General features: G+C 43.1%; 12 protein-coding genes. 5 read left to right on the top strand and 7 right to left on the bottom strand.

The features are described from left to right. The 5 genes from AC37HE_RS06370 to AC37HE_RS06350 form a co-directional block, all read right to left on the bottom strand. On the bottom strand, positions 1–1,812 hold a 1,812-nt coding region (locus tag AC37HE_RS06370; protein ID WP_500781957.1), incomplete at its 3' end, for a spermidine synthase. Beyond that, positions 1,809–3,338 (bottom strand): AmmeMemoRadiSam system protein B, encoded by a 1,530-nt coding sequence (gene amrB / locus AC37HE_RS06365; RefSeq protein WP_500781955.1) that lies wholly within the window; start codon positions 3,336–3,338, stop codon positions 1,809–1,811. The genes amrB and AC37HE_RS06370, both read right to left, overlap by 4 nt. Positions 3,339–3,545: 207 nt before the next feature. Beyond that, entirely contained in the window at positions 3,546–6,032 is a 2,487-nt protein-coding gene (locus tag AC37HE_RS06360) for a CoA-disulfide reductase (protein WP_500781953.1), read from the bottom strand. 198 nt (positions 6,033–6,230) lie between these two features. After that, positions 6,231–7,169, bottom strand: coding sequence for a YeiH family protein (locus AC37HE_RS06355; protein WP_500781952.1), 939 nt, complete (start codon positions 7,167–7,169; stop codon positions 6,231–6,233). 81 nt (positions 7,170–7,250) lie between these two features. Further along, complete coding sequence (locus AC37HE_RS06350) at positions 7,251–8,132, bottom strand: LysR family transcriptional regulator (protein ID WP_500781951.1); 882 nt, start codon at positions 8,130–8,132, stop codon at positions 7,251–7,253. A 131-nt stretch (positions 8,133–8,263) separates the two neighbouring features. Between AC37HE_RS06350 and AC37HE_RS06345 the strand changes: the two genes are divergently transcribed. Beyond that, positions 8,264–9,001: a lysophospholipid acyltransferase family protein gene (locus AC37HE_RS06345; RefSeq protein ID WP_500781950.1), complete on the top strand. Its 738-nt coding sequence runs from the start codon at positions 8,264–8,266 to the stop codon at positions 8,999–9,001. Positions 9,002–9,375: 374 nt separating this feature from the next. Here AC37HE_RS06345 and AC37HE_RS06340 read toward each other — a convergent pair whose 3' ends face one another. Then, positions 9,376–11,859 (bottom strand): bifunctional UDP-N-acetylmuramoyl-tripeptide:D-alanyl-D-alanine ligase/alanine racemase, encoded by a 2,484-nt coding sequence (locus AC37HE_RS06340; RefSeq protein ID WP_500781949.1) that lies wholly within the window; start codon positions 11,857–11,859, stop codon positions 9,376–9,378. 9 nt (positions 11,860–11,868) lie between these two features. Beyond that, the gene (locus AC37HE_RS06335; protein ID WP_500781948.1) at positions 11,869–12,444 is read right to left on the bottom strand and encodes a thymidine kinase; all 576 of its coding nucleotides are present in this window, start codon (positions 12,442–12,444) and stop codon (positions 11,869–11,871) included. An 80-nt stretch (positions 12,445–12,524) separates the two neighbouring features. Here AC37HE_RS06335 and AC37HE_RS06330 point away from each other — a divergent pair, with 80 nt between their 5' ends. From AC37HE_RS06330 to AC37HE_RS06315, 4 genes are all read left to right on the top strand, one after another. Beyond that, positions 12,525–13,346: a DUF8457 domain-containing protein gene (locus tag AC37HE_RS06330; protein WP_500781947.1), complete on the top strand. Its 822-nt coding sequence runs from the start codon at positions 12,525–12,527 to the stop codon at positions 13,344–13,346. A 24-nt stretch (positions 13,347–13,370) separates the two neighbouring features. Further along, positions 13,371–14,045 carry a 16S rRNA (cytidine(1402)-2'-O)-methyltransferase gene (gene rsmI, locus AC37HE_RS06325; protein WP_500781946.1) on the top strand — a complete coding sequence of 225 codons (675 nt, stop codon included), beginning with the start codon at positions 13,371–13,373 and terminating at the stop codon, positions 14,043–14,045. After that, positions 14,045–14,806, top strand: a complete 762-nt coding sequence (locus AC37HE_RS06320) for a YjjG family noncanonical pyrimidine nucleotidase (RefSeq protein ID WP_500781945.1) — start codon at positions 14,045–14,047, stop codon at positions 14,804–14,806. Before rsmI ends, AC37HE_RS06320 begins: the two co-directional genes overlap by 1 nt. 364 nt (positions 14,807–15,170) lie before the next feature. Beyond that, positions 15,171–15,530 (top strand): carboxypeptidase-like regulatory domain-containing protein (locus AC37HE_RS06315; RefSeq protein WP_500781944.1); only part of this gene is annotated, 360 nt, incomplete at its 3' end.

Genomic DNA, 15,530 nt, shown 5'->3' with positions numbered 1-15,530 from the left:
TAACTCAACACGCGGCATTGTGTTTTGAATTTCCTTTTCCAGCTGAAGCGAGCGCTGTTGTACTAAAAAATCATCCAGATAGTAGGGATTCACATATTCGTTTTCTATTCCCCCGCGTTCTAGCAGTTCGACAATCTTTGAAGATAATTCATCCGAAGAAGCCAGAAAATAATTCTTCTCACCGATCAGTACGAGCTCATTCTTGAAAAACTTTCCCAAGGTCTTCCATAGCGAAGCATCTTCCTGCAACAAATTCGACTCGGTATAATTCATGGTAGCAGGCAAGCTCACCGATACAACCGTTTGAGGCAGGCAATGTCGTTTAACAAGCCGAAAAAATTCCTCTGTATAAAAGCGGTTGCACCCCAAAGTCGAAGGTGGAGGAAGATTCATCAGGATAATATCGTACTTCTTGTCGGTCTTGGCCATAAACGTACGAATATCCGTTGGCACAAATTCAACCTTCGAGAAATCCTGCTTCTCCCCTTCCCTGTTTTTCCAGTACTTATACACCTCGGGATTCGCCTCCAGGTAAGTAATCTTTTCAACCTCATACTTATTGATTTCGCGAATCATTCCCGAAACTCCTCCCGACAAAAGCAACACTTGTCGCGGATGCTCACGCTGAAGCATGGCAAAATGAACGGCTTCTTCGCTAACCATAAAATTGCCGGTATACATTTGCAGACTGTGATTTTCGTAGAAGTTGAATTGATCGGCTTGTTGGGTTACAATCAAATTTCCGTAAGGCGTACTCTGGTTTCGAATGATTTTTTGACTGGGATACAGCCACTGTTTTATCCGGGTGTCGGGATTGAAGACAAACAGTAGTGCCGGGATCACAAGTGCTCCGACAATCAAAACCAGCCTTCTGCTTTTCTGTCTGCAGATCAAGGCTCCAACCATTAAAACAAGGAAAGCCGTACTACAAAAAATCTGTGAACTATTCAAAAAACGACCGAAGACCAAACTGAAAAGCAGTCCCCCGGCCAAACTTCCCAAGGATTCAAAGGCATAAGCTTTTCCAATCTTGTTCTTATTTTCCAATTTGGAAAATCCGGTAGCAAACAGGGTAAATAAATAACCCGAAAGAAAGCATAGCGGGTATAGTAAAAGGAAAGCTCCAACAACTGCACTCCCGATACTGGTAATGGTTCCGGGAGGAAAAAGCTGACTTTTCAACCAATAGAGCAGCGCAATCAAAACTAACGGGAGCAATGCCAACACGAGCAACATAACGGTAGCCCTTTCTTCATTAAATCTGCCGGGTATTCCTTTCCGTCCGGAATAAGCACCCCAGCCCGTCAGTAATAACCAGGCAGCCATAACAATCCCAAGGATAAGTTCATTGCCGGCCATTACACTCATAAATTCGCGAATGAAAACAAGTTGATTGATAACTGCCAACAGGCCAATCAGGAACAGAAAAACACCCGATTTTGAAAAAGCTTCGGTTTGTTCCCTGTTAAAGTCAGAAACGGAATCGGCTTGAAACTTCGTTTTTTTCAAACTGAAGTAGTATTTCCAATGCCACGACAAATGAAAAAAGGCAATAATCACCATTCCGATCCCTAAAGCGACGTGCCATTTCAACAACTGGTCGTAATGTGGAATTTCCAGTTTATAATTTACCTTGACCACACTTAATAAGCCCAATAAGCCGGAAACCACAAAAGTAATCAGCAATAAAACATTCCAAAACTTACGATGTAACCTGCTCTGGTAGATTCCCCACCGGGTAAACAAGGAGCTAATGAGATAAGCTAAAAGAAGGACGATGGAAACCGGGAATAATGGATAAGCCGAATTCATGGCTGGTTCCTTAAGATCTCCTGTTCACTGAAAACAATAGCCTGGTAAGTGTATAGTTCAGCATCGCGCCAGCCGTTTTTTCCAATCCCGGCCTTACGACTTGCACACTCTTCCAGAAATTCAATTTTTGTCCAATGCGTTTTCTCGGCTACCTGCGGCAATAAAGTACCGCGATGGCCATCTTTAACCATGAAGATTCCATCTCTTCCCAGCACAAATTGATCAATGGAATGAATTCGTTTCAGCGGTGTCAACACCGATATCTCAATATCCAGATCATCCATTTCATCCGGATCCACAGCATCAAAACGCGAATCGAGCAAGGCTGCAGCCCAAGCCATTTCCTGCACGGTTTGGTATAGAGGTTTATCGGATTGCAAATGACCAATACATCCCCGAAGTTTGTCCTTTTTGTGCAGCGTAACAAAAGCACCACAAGGCACTTTCAACACAGAAGGAAGGTTTGACTCATCAACTTTGGATTGGCTCTTCATTCCCAACTTTTCTTCGATTGATTGCCGGGCAATTTGCAGTAATATCAATTTTTCCTGATTTGTCAGCGACATCTCTTCGGAATCAGGTGCCTTTTGTGGCCGGATAAATGCAAAAGCATGGTAACCAACAACCCGGTATTTATCTCCGTAAGGGGAATCGCCCGAATTTTGATAGCGAACATCATTTACCTGCATGCCGGCAATTGTCGAACTCATATCCAACAAAGTAAGAATTGAGCTCCAACCACAGGCGCTGGTTGCCAGGCCGTGAATTCGTTTCGACTCGTTCTCCTCAATGGCTTTCAGAAATGTGGCTGGTGAATTGGAAGCAATAGCAGCTCCTGTTGCCGAATCAGCCTTTTGCGCACCTTCATAATCTGGGTAATGCGAAAAATCGCTGCTAATAACAAACAAGTTTCGGGAGTTAAAATAAGGCTTCAAGGCATCTGCTATCTTTTGGCAAGTGGAAGCAGAACGGGTTCCGATAATTATCGGGACAATCTTGAAAGGCTTATGTAGCCGGTATTGCAAAAAAGGCAACTGCACCTCCAGGCTATGTTCCTTTTCGTGAGCCTCTTCTACATAATCAAAGAAAGAATATTGCTTAATCAACTCATTGACCAAAGGAAGATCAACATCAACAACTCCCAAAGGCGTTTTATAGTTCCCTTGATTATAGATGGATGCCCCACTCAAATAAGTGTGGTGACTTGTTCCCAACAGAAAAATATGATCGTAGGTGTTTTCAGGATCAAGCTGAGCATAGGCCGATGCAGCTACTTCACCGGAAAAAACATAGCCGGCATGCGGAGCAATCACTGCGGCCACATCCTGACCTTCAGTTCCATTCTCCACATTTTTGAAGAAGGTGGCCAGTTGTGCTTTTAACTCCAGTGGATCGGATGAATAAAATGCTCCGGCAACAGCAGGTTCTCTGCAAGGAACGGATTCTTCGGCATTTTGTCCGGATGAAAAAAAAGGGATAGACAACAGGTTAACACATAAGCAGCATACCATAGCAGACCGATTCATTATTTCTGGTTTTTTATCACAAGAGCCTCATACGGCTATTGTTAGTTTACCGGAATGAATCAAATAAGTTCCTTTTCTCTTTCTGTTTTTATATCTGCTGTCAAATTAAGAAGACAAAAAAATCGCCACCAGCCCAAAGGCTAATGGCGATACTATTTTCGTATTAAGAGCTTCACCCAAGGTGAAATCCTCAATGAATAAGCCTGATTAGATAAACAAGTTCAGATTTGATTTTTCAGTTGCTTCCAAATAAGTGGCTACACCACCAATTTCAACACCATCAATCAATTCATCCTTGCTAACGCCCATCACATCCATCGACATTTGACATGCAATCATGCGAACACCGTTATCCAGGGCCGTTTTCATCATGTCTTCTACCGAATCAACTTTCTTCGACAGCATACGCTTTTTCATCATCATCGATCCCATACCGAACATGTTCATTTTGGAAAGCTTCAAGCTTCCGGCATTGTCTGGCATCATTTTACCAAACATGTTACCCATAAAGTCTTTTTCAACTTTCGGCTTATCTTGTTTCTTAATCACATTCAATCCCCAGAAGGTAAAGAACATGGTTACATCTTTGCCGGTCGAAGCAGCTCCGTTGGCAATAACCATCGATGCCAGAGCACGATCCAGATCATCGCTGAAGACAACCATGGTTTTGTCTTGTGGTAAGTTGGCGATAGTGGCACCACCTTTTGCAGCCTTCTTATCCTCACCTTTTTCGATAACTGCAGAAATGATTCCGGCCTTGTTTTCCAGTGAAATCAGCTTGTTTCCGGTCATGTTACACCACGACTCCACATCTTTCATAAAACCAGGGTCACTGGCTTTTTGCAGCAGACGCTCGCCCGGTTTCAGATTAGCTACCTCGGTTTTCAGTTTCAAAATTGGTCCCGGACACTGCAAACCACAAGCATCAACCTCGATGGTTTTAATCGCTGCCGCAGCTGCATGAACTTCAACCGGTTTACCACGGTAGATGTTACTATCGTGTGCAATATAACTTGATTCGAAAATATCCTCGTTACTTTGTTTGCTGGTTGTGTGCTCGTAAGTTTTGTAACCTCCGCTTAGGTTGTAAACCTCGGTAAAACCATTTTGCATCAATACCCGGGCTGCAATATAACCACGGAGTCCAACACCACAGTACACAATGATTTTTTTATCCTGAGGCACTTCATCCAGACGTTCGCGAATTTTGTCAACCTCAATATTAATTGAGCCTTCAATGTGTCCTAATTCATGCTCTTCAGGTGTACGAACATCCAGCAAACAGATATTACGGGAATCCATATTGCTCACCTCGCGCCAGTTCATAATTTTTAAACGGCCCATCAAGATGTTCTCAGCTACGAAACCAGCCTGGTTAACCGGATCTTTAGCTGATGAATATGGCGGTGCATAAGCATGCTCAATTTCCTGTAAATCGTAAATTGTTCCGTTCTTCATCAACACCGTTGCAATCAGGTCAATACGCTTATCAACACCGTCGTAACCAATCATTTGCGCACCATACAACTTACCTGTTTTCGGCTGAAATAAGATTTTCAAAGTATAAGGCATTGCTCCCGGGTAATAACCGGCATGAGACGATCCGTGAATAATACTTGAAATATATTCGATACCTTCTTTTTTCAGGGTTTTGGCAGCCATACCTGTTGAAGCAACCGTAATATCAAATACCTTAGCAATTGCTGTAGCGATAGCACCTTTATAAGTACGGGCATTTCCCATAACCACATTATCGGCAACAATACGACCTTGCTTATTGGCAGGACCTGCCAGGTAAGTATTCACATATTTCCCGGTAATCGGGTGTGGAAATGCAATGGCATCACCCAAAGCATAAATATTTTCGTCGTTGGTTTGAAGGTACTCATTCACTTTAATACCACCATTATCTGCCAGCTCCAACCCGGCTTCTTTCACCAACTTAGTTTCCGGGCGAACACCAATGGATAGGATTACCAATTCAGTCTCGATTTCGCGACCACTTTGCAATACCACTTTTACATGATCCGAAACCTGCTCAAATGCATCAACACCATCTTTCAGGTAGAACTCAACATTTTTCGTTTTCAAGTGCTGGTGAACCTCTGCGGCCATTTCGTAATCAAGCGGCGCCATAACCTGGTTAGCCATCTCTACGATGGTAACATCCATACCCAATTCGTGCAGGTTTTCAGCCATTTCCAAACCAATAAAGCCAGCTCCGATTACAACAGCACGACGTGGTTTCTTCTCGTCACAGAATGATTTAATCTTGTCTGTGTCGTGCACATTGCGCAAGGTAAAAATAGACGGATGGTTAATTCCTTTAATTGGTGGGCGAACAGGCTCAGCTCCCGGCGAAACGACTAATTTGTCGTAGCTTTCGATATAACTTTCACCTGTAGCATGGTTTTTAATCTCAACCGTTTTCTCATCCCGGTTAATCTTCATCACTTCCTGTAAAACACGCACATCAACATTCAAACGAGCTTTGAAACTCTCCGGCGTTTGCACCAACAAGTTATCACGCTCCTTAATGGTGCCACCTATATAATAAGGTAACCCACAGTTTGCATACGAGATGTATTGTCCGCGCTCGAACATGATAATCTCTGCGTGTTCATCCAACCTTCTTAAACGGGCGGCAGCTGTTGCTCCTCCGGCAACGCCACCTATAATAACATACTTTGCCATTACTTAAATATACTTTTAACAGTTCATCTTAATGAATAGATATGCAAATATCTACATATTAAATAAATCAGAGCTATCAATTCGATTTTTTTAAAGCTGTGTTTAGAATATTTAACAATGGGTTTTTATGAAAAAAAGATGCAGAAATCCGATGTATTTCAGACGTCTGCATCTTTTTACTCTTCGATGAAAAACCAATTAATAGCTAACTAAATGATGCTGAATAGCCAGAAAAGAAAGTGTAGCAATGGTGAACCAAAGCGCAATCCCTAATATAAAACTCCTGGCTCCGGCCTGCTTTGATTCAGCAATAGAAATGTTAGAGCCAATCAGCAACAAAGCAACAACCATTCCGCGTCGGCCTAACCAGTTTAGGTGGCCAAAGGTATCCTGCATACTTGGCAGGAAATGGGCAAAGACAATAGCCACAACAAACAAACCAATAAACCAGGGAATCTTAATTTTGCCTTTATCATTTTTCCGGTCTACCAAAGCGAAAGCAATAGAAACCGGGATGATCCACAACGCACGGGTTAATTTTACGGTTGTTGCAATCTCCAGCGCTTTCGTTCCATAGGAAGCACCGGCACCAACAACTGAGCTGGTATCGTGAATCGCAATGGCTGCCCAGTACCCAAAAGCTTCCTGGCTGAGATGAAAGAAGTGGCCAATCATCGGGAATAGCAGCAAAGCCAAAGCATTCAGGATGAAAATAACAATCAATGAGAATGAAATCTGAAAGTTACGCGCCTTAATAACCGGCGCCAGGGCAGCAATTGCACTTCCTCCGCAAATAGCTGTTCCGGCAGCAATCAAAACACTAATCTTATGGTCGACTTTAAACAACTTGCCAAGCAACAAACCTAAAGAGATTGTTGCAATGACAGAAACGGCTGTTATTTCGAAGCCACTTTTTGAGGCTGCCACAACCTGGGTCAGGTTCATGCCAAAGCCCATTAAAACAATGGAGGCTTGTAATACAATAGCTGTAAAGCTTGACATTTTATGGTGCTTAATGCCAAGTAGCGAAAGGCCTATTCCGATTAACAAAGCTAAAGCCGGAGACATGAAAGGTAAAAAGCAAGCCGCCAGCAAAACGAAGTAAATAAGTTGAATTTGATTTTGTGTGAGCTTCATGACGTATTCTTTTTTATTACAAAGCTACGCCTTCATTATAATCAAGTCAAATTGTTTATTTTTATTACCTATAACTAAAGGTTATTTAGAGGACAGGAAATTCCGAAACAAATCCGGGATGCTTTTTTCCGGACCTTGCCGCATCGCAATCCGAAACTTCCGATATATCGCCAGATCTTTCACCTTTATGCGAACAAGCTGCTTTAGCTGCAACTCCTTCTCAATCGCTTTTTCAGACACCAAGGCTAAGCCATCGAAATTAAGCAGGAAGTTTTTAATGGCCTCGGTGCTTCCCAGGTGGATAAAAACATTCAGGCGTTCCAAATCAACCTGTTGCCGCAAAAGCGCATGCTGAATAACCTCGAGCGTACCCGAACCTTTTTCGCGCACAACCAGCGGGATTTCCTGCAGGTCGGCAATGGTTAGTGATTTCTGCTTTGCAATTAACTGGTTGGCTGCCGCTACCACAACAATCTCGTCGTCCATATAATCCACATAACGAATATTCGCTTGTGAGCTGTCGTTTTCAACCAGCGCCAGATCAATCTCATTATTCAGCAGCTTACGCTCCATATCAAAAGAGTTGCCATTAAACAAATCGAGTTTAATTTGCGGATACCGCTGATGAAAAGCAGCCAATACCTCCGGAATAACATATTGCGATATGGTTGAGCTGGCTCCAATTTGCAGCAAGCCCCGATGAGCATCGTTCAGCCGACCAAGCTCAAATTCCATTTCCCCATAAAGCTCCCGAATCTGCTTCAAATGTTGATAAGCCAGTTTTCCGGCCTGAGTCAGGTAGATCTTGTTTCCCTTGCGATCAAACAGTGCCGTATTCATCTTATTCTCCAGCTCTTTCACATGTTTAGTCACAGCCGGCTGACTGATAAACAACTCCTCTGCAGCCTTCGAAAAGCTCAATTTCTCGGCCACAGCCATAAAAACTTCATCCCGGTAATCCATGGTTGTTATTGTTTCTGATGTTTTAAAACTACATATTTTCAAGCAATTCGTTGAAACTGCAAAACAAACTTGAGCCAACCAATTCCCATTATTTTTGTTTCTTTGTGGGCTCGAAAAGGAAAACGATACTTATGAAGACGATATTAAGCTACTTGCTTACACCAATTTACTTAGTGATTTTTGGCTTATTACTCGGCCTGTTCCACCCGATTCAGGTTGTGTGCCGCTACATCGGCGGTTACGAACTTCGCAAAAAGTCGGTGGATATATTAAACTGCATGCTGCTATACAGCCTTATGATATTGGGTTCCCGCATTCGTTTTCGTGGATTCGAAAAGCTGCCGCAAGGTCGTCCTCTCATTATTGTATCGAACCACCAAAGCACCTTCGACATTCCGCCAATCGTGTGGGGATTTCGCAAACATCACCCCAAGTTTGTTTCGAAAAAGGAACTGGGGAAAGGTATTCCGAGTATTTCGTACAACCTGCGCCACGGAGGATCGGCCCTGATTGACCGCAAAAACGGTCGCCAGTCGCTGGTGGAAATCAGTAAACTGGGCAAGCACATTGAAAAAGAAAACTACAGCGCCAGCATTTTCCCCGAAGGTACCCGCAGTAAAACAGGTAAGGTGAAGCGCTTTCAGTCGCCGGGAATCGCCATGCTGCTGAAGGCGGCACCATCAGCCTGCATCGTTCCCTTTGTCATCGACGGAAACAGCCAATTGATGGCTAAAGGCTACTTCCCTCTTCAGGTTGGGTTGAAGTTAAACTATACCGTGCTTGATCCAATAGAGCCAGCAGGCCGCGATATTGCAGAGTTAACCCTTGAAGTTGAGCAGAAAATCAAACAACATTTGGGACAAGATTAACCCGCCTTTCATTTGCTGCATTATAGAAAAATATAGTTTCCCCATTTTGCAATCCTACTAATTAAAGGAGCCATATTAGCGTTTTGTCTGATGACTGTATACTAAATCATCAAATAATTTACGAACATATCTTGATCCTGTCATTTATTGATTAATAAATAACGGGATCATATATCTCCAGCAATTCATGATAAAATAATTTAAAGAAATAAGTCGATCCAGAGATTTATCATTTAATAAATTGTCGAATGCATCGTATTCAATTAATTATTAAGCAATGAATAGCATAACAAGAATTCTCACGACTATAGGTAAGGTGTAAAAGCCATTATTCTTTCCACAGGATAAGAATTATTAAATAAATCAAACGAAATTTATTCCTGCACATAAACGCGACGCACGCGTTGAGAGATTCCGGTCAGCACTTCGTAAGGAATCGTTCCCATCCAATCAGCCAGGTCTGTCAGACGGATATGTTCGCCCATTAACTCCACCGGATCACCAGGTTGCACATCGGCACCTGTCACATCAATCATGGTCATATCCATACAAATGTTACCAATAATCGGATATTGACGGCCGGCAATCCAAACCTTTCCGGCTCCGTTACCCAGGCGACGATCGTACCCATCGGCATAGCCAACCGGAATAATGGCAATCCGCTTTGGATATTCAACCTGCCCTTTGCGTCCGTAGCCAACTGTATTTCCCTCGGCAACTGTTTTTACCTGCGAAACAACTGTTGTCCAACGTGCCACGGTCTCGGCCTGCACCGCATCCGACTGCGAAACTCCGTATAGACCGATTCCCAGACGAACCATTTCCATCTGGTATTCGGGGAAACGCTCAATACCGGCCGAATTCAGGATATGGCGAATGACTCTATTGGGTTGGCCTGTGACCACAGGTGCACTCAAATCGGTAAAGATCTGAAACTGATCCCGGGTAAAATCATCATGCTCAGGGCTGTCGCTGGCTGCCAGGTGCGAAAATACCGACTGAATGCGCAAACGCCCGTCGCGGGGAATACGAACCGCAATCTCTTCTAACTCTTCGGGCGACGAAAAGCCCAAACGATGCATGCCTGTTTCAAGTTTCAGGTGAATCGGAAAATCGCTAACAGCCATCCTTCGTGCCGCCTGGTCAAATTTTTCGAATAACTCAATCGAATAAATATTCGGTTCCAGACGATATTCAAGCATCATTTCGAAGCTGTGTTCTTCGGGGTTCATCACAATAATCGGCGTACTGATTCCGGCTTGACGCAGTTCTAACCCTTCATCAGCAACGGCTACAGCCAAATAATCTACCTGCTGAAACTCCAAAGCACGGGCAATCTCGACGGTTCCGCTTCCATACGAAAAAGCTTTCACCATAATCGTAATCTTCGTTTGCGGTTTCAACTGAGCGCGGTAGCGATTCAGATTTTCAACCAAATTATTCAGGTTGACTTCCAACTGAGTTTGGTGGTATTTTTTCTGAAGTAATGCCGCAATACGCTCGAAACGAAAATCGCGGGCCCCTTTCAATAAAATATGTTCATTCCGAAAATCTGAAGGATTAAAAGCAGCTAAAAACTCTTCGGTAGTCTGAAAAAAACGGGCATTCTCGTTGAACAAATCGCGGTAATGAAAGAGGTTCTTTCCAATGCCGATTAATCGACCAACGCCATAAACATCAACCAAGCGCTTGACACCCTGCACCAATTCTTCTCCTGAAAACCCCGACTGTTCAATATCCGACAAGATTAAACAACGCGGACGTCGTTCATTCAGTGACTGACTTTTCAGAAACTGTAAGGCAATTGTCAGCGAGTTAATATCCGAATTATAGTAGTCGTTAATAAGCAAACAGTTGTTGATTCCCTGCTTCAGCTCGAGCCGCATAGCAACGGCTTGCAAGCGCGAAAACGAACGTAAAACAGCATCGTTTTCATAACCGGAAACTAAAATGAAAGCCAGACAATGCCCGATATTTTCCAGCGAGGCCGAATCAGTAAAAGGAACGTTCAGATGATAGTCCTTTTTGTTCCAGCTAAAATAAATAGCGCTCGACGAATCCTCCACATCCATCTTCAGAGAAAGTTCGGCATCAGCGCCACTGCTAGTCCATGCAAATAATTTCATTCCCGAGCGGCCGTAGGTTTCGCTCACAGCACGATCAACTTCTTTCTGATCTTTTCGATAAATGATGGTATCGCAGCTTTCAAATAGCTTCAACTTTTCATCCAACTTTTTTTCGACCGTCGAAAAGTTCTCCTGGTGCGCTTCCCCAATATTGGTGAGGATTCCGATTGTCGGCAGAATAACGTTCGCCAACTTTTCCATTTCCCCGCTTTGTGAAATGCCAGCTTCAAAAATCGCCAGGTTGAACTGCTCACTCATATTCCAAACCGACAAGGGAACGCCTACCTGCGAGTTATAGCTTTTAGGACTGCGAATGATTTTCAGAGATTGGTGCAGCAGATCGTACAGCCATTCCTTCACAATCGTTTTGCCGTTACTCCCGGTTATCGCCAAAACCGGATAACTATATTTCGCCCGTACTGCGGCAGACAGTAGCTGCAAAGCCTCCAACGAATTTTCAACCTGTATGAAAAAGGCTTGCGGAAACCGATTCAGGTCGACAGGCTGGCAAACGACAAATGTCCGAACTCCTTTTTGATACAGGTCTCCGATGTATTGATGACCATCGTGACGAATGCCCTGAATGGCAAAAAACAAACACGAATGCACATCGGCAATCGTACGACTGTCGATAGCAATAGACTGAATTGTTGGATTGAGGAAGGACTCGGTACCAGATTTAATCACACCCTTAACAAGACCAGCAATTTCTTTGATCCCCCACGCTTCCATGATTTGGATTTATTGATGAATTTTGTTGTAACACGAACGACACAACGGCTCATACTCGTTTTTCTCGCCCAGCATTACCTGTTTATCATTCGCAGACAGGCGATGTGAGAATTGAGCAATATTGCCGCAACGCAAACAAATAGCATGCACTTTCGTGACATACTCGGCCACAGCCATTAGCTCGGGCATTGGTCCAAAGGGTTTACCTTTAAAGTCCATATCCAGGCCGGCAACAATTACCCGAACACCTTGCTCTGCCAACTTTATACATACCTCCACCAAACCTTTATCGAAAAACTGAGCTTCATCAATTCCAACTACTTCGTATCCTCCCGACAACATGATGATAGCTGCCGAATTATCAACGGGCGTACTGGGGATTGAATTTTCATCGTGCGAAACCACCTCCGAGTCAGAGTAGCGCACGTCAATCTTGGGTTTGAAAATTTCAACCTTCTGACGCGCAAACTGTGCCCGGCGCATCCGCCGAATCAATTCTTCAGTCTTCCCCGAAAACATCGAGCCTGCAATTACTTCAATGCTTCCTCCTGGTTTTCGGTGACTTAAATCTCTTTCCAAAAACATAACATTCGATTCAATGGAGTTTTTAGTACTTTTACACAAATGTAATGTTTTACTTGGGTTAACACGATTGTTATTCGACTATGGACCGAAACAAATTACTCCAAATTATACAGCAAAATCTGGACGAGCTGAGCGAGATCAACTTAGAGATGAGCGCGAACACCAATCTTTCGAAATTCGAAGTTGAGATGGCACTCAACAAAGCAAAAATGATTTTGCAGGAATACCAGTTTTTGAAGGAAATAAACGAGCAACAGGAACCAATAATTTCCGAGCCAACGAAACCGGAAGCTATTGAACCGACTGCTACAGTAGAACCAAAGCAGCAAGTGCCAGAAGAGCTAACACCTGCACCGGAACCTCAAGCAACACAAGTTGAAGAACCCAAACAAGTGATACCGGTTGAAGTGACTGCTGACAATACGACTACTTACGAGGAGGATGAAGAACCCGTCGAGGTTTCGATCCCAAAACCTGTTCCCGTGGCCGAAGAGGTAAAAGCTGAAGTACCGGAAGAACCAAAAATAGAAGAGCCTGCCAAGCCTAAGCAAACCGGGGCAAAAGGAACGGGCACCAATGGATCAGCACCCAAAACGCTAACGGATCAGTTTCAATCGAAATCATTAAACGATTTACTAACGGCCAGCAACAAGCTCGACCATCGCTTTGCAAGCAGTCCTATTACAAAGCTGGAAAGTGCCATCGGGTTAAATGACCGGTTCCAGTATATCCGGGAGCTCTTTGCCAACGATGTTGATTTATTTCGCGACACCATTGGTCAACTCGACCGGATGCACACACTGGAAGAAGCGATCGACCATCTGGATGCAGAATTTAGTTGGGAAAAGAACGACACCAGCTTACAATTTTTACATTTGGTGAAACGCCGCTTCTCAAATTAATCACAAAAGCACACGATATATTATATGGCCAAACTATATTTAGTTCCCACTCCTATCGGCAATCTTGATGATATGACCTTTCGTGCCATCAAAGTTTTAAAAGAAGTCAATTTAATTTTAGCCGAAGATACCCGCACTTCATCGAAGCTGCTCCATCATTTTGAAATTCAGAATAAGCTGAGTTCGCACCATAAATTCAACGAACACCAAACAGCCGAAGGAATAGCCAAACGAATTGAAGCCGGAGAAAGTGTTGCCTTGATTTCCGACGCCGGAACTCCTGGCATCAGCGACCCGGGTTTTTTGCTGGTTCGCCAATGTGTGGAGCTGGGGGTCGATGTGGAGTGTCTTCCCGGAGCAACGGCGTTGATCCCAGCCCTTGTGAATTCAGGCTTACCTTGTGACCGCTTTTGCTTCGAAGGTTTCTTGCCACAAAAAAAAGGCCGTCAGAAAAAAATGCAATCCCTGGCCGAGGAAGAACGTACGATGATTTTCTACGAATCGCCCTACCGCTTAGTAAAAGCATTGGAACAATTCATCGAACACTTTGGTGAAGAACGGAAGGTTTGTGTGTCCCGTGAACTTTCAAAACTGTTTGAAGAAAACTTCCGTGGGACCTTGAAAGAAGCCGCCGAACATTTTAAAGCAAAAACGGTAAAAGGCGAAATAGTAATTGTTTTAGAAGGAAAAACCAGCTAATGTCCTACAACCAACGATATACCCATCTTTTTTTCGACCTGGACAACACGCTCTGGGACTTCGACCGTAATGCCAAACTTGCCATGAAGGCTACGGTTGTTGAGTTGAAACTAAACGGACAAGTTCCCGACTTCGACGAATTTTACGATTATTACGATACAATCAACCACCAGCTTTGGGAGGCTTACCGGAAACAGGAAGTGCAGAAAAAGGAACTCATTACCCGCCGTTTTGCAGAGACACTCAGTCATTTTAATATCCTAACAGTAGATCCGGTTGCCATGAACGACCGTTATCTTCATCACATGGCCCAACAAACCACCTTGGTCGATGGCACCACAGAACTTCTAACCACACTAAAGCAAAAAGGCTACAAACTACAGATTATCACAAACGGATTTCGGGAAGTACAACTCAATAAATTAGCAAACAGTGAAATTGCCCATTTCTTTGACCATGTCTTTATTTCCGAAGACTTAAGCTACCCCAAACCAGACATTCGTGTATTCCAGCATGCTATTCGTAGTAGTAATGCCCGGAAAGACAAATCAGTCATGATTGGCGACAATTGGGAAACCGATATCTTAGGTGCCCGCAATTTTGGGATCGATCAGATCTATCTCTCAAAAGATATAAAAAACAGCCACGACAACCCCTTTTTAAAGGATATCGAACAAAAAAATATCACTTTTTCAAACAACACCCCCCATACAAAAACATTCTGCACTGAAAAGTTAACAAATATTTTACGCTTCGTTTGAGAACCCGAAAAAAACCTTAAGCGACTACCCATAAGTCGATAGGAACATTCAGCGTTTTAAAATTTTTTTATGTTCCATTTAGGCATTTCATCATAAGATATGACAAATATCACATATTTAGATGATACTAGTACGAGGTCGAATTCATAAACCCAATTAATTTCTACTTTTGCTTCTGTTAACCTTTTGCAACATTTTTTAAACACATTTGTACCAAAATATGTTATAAAAGGTTAAATTGTACGAAATTGAATGATTTGGGGAATCATTCAACTTCGCAGACTACAAATACAAAGAGGGGAATTTCACATTTTAGAATCTGTATAGATACATTGATGCTGTTTAATTATTAAAGTTAATTTCTATGAAAAAAATCGCATTATTGCTTGCAATTTTTGCAATTGGGTTGCAGTCTGTATTGGCGCAAACCAAGGAAATTACAGGAACAGTTACCTCCGCTGACGACGGAAGTACAATACCTGGAGTTTCCGTTTCCGTACAGGGAACAACATTGGGGACAATTACCGATTTGGACGGTAAGTATGTAATTAAAGTTCCTGCGAATGCTACCACCTTGTTATTTTCATTTGTTGGTATGCAAACAAAGGAATTACCAATTGAAGGAGCTGTTGTCAACGCAGTCCTTGAATCAGATGTAGTTGGCCTTAACGAAGTTGTTGTAACTGCGTTAGGTATTTCGAGAGAGAAAAAGTCGTTAGGATAT

This window comes from Mangrovibacterium sp. (assembly GCF_059905295.1).
This window is presented reverse-complemented; position numbering and strand designations above follow the sequence as displayed.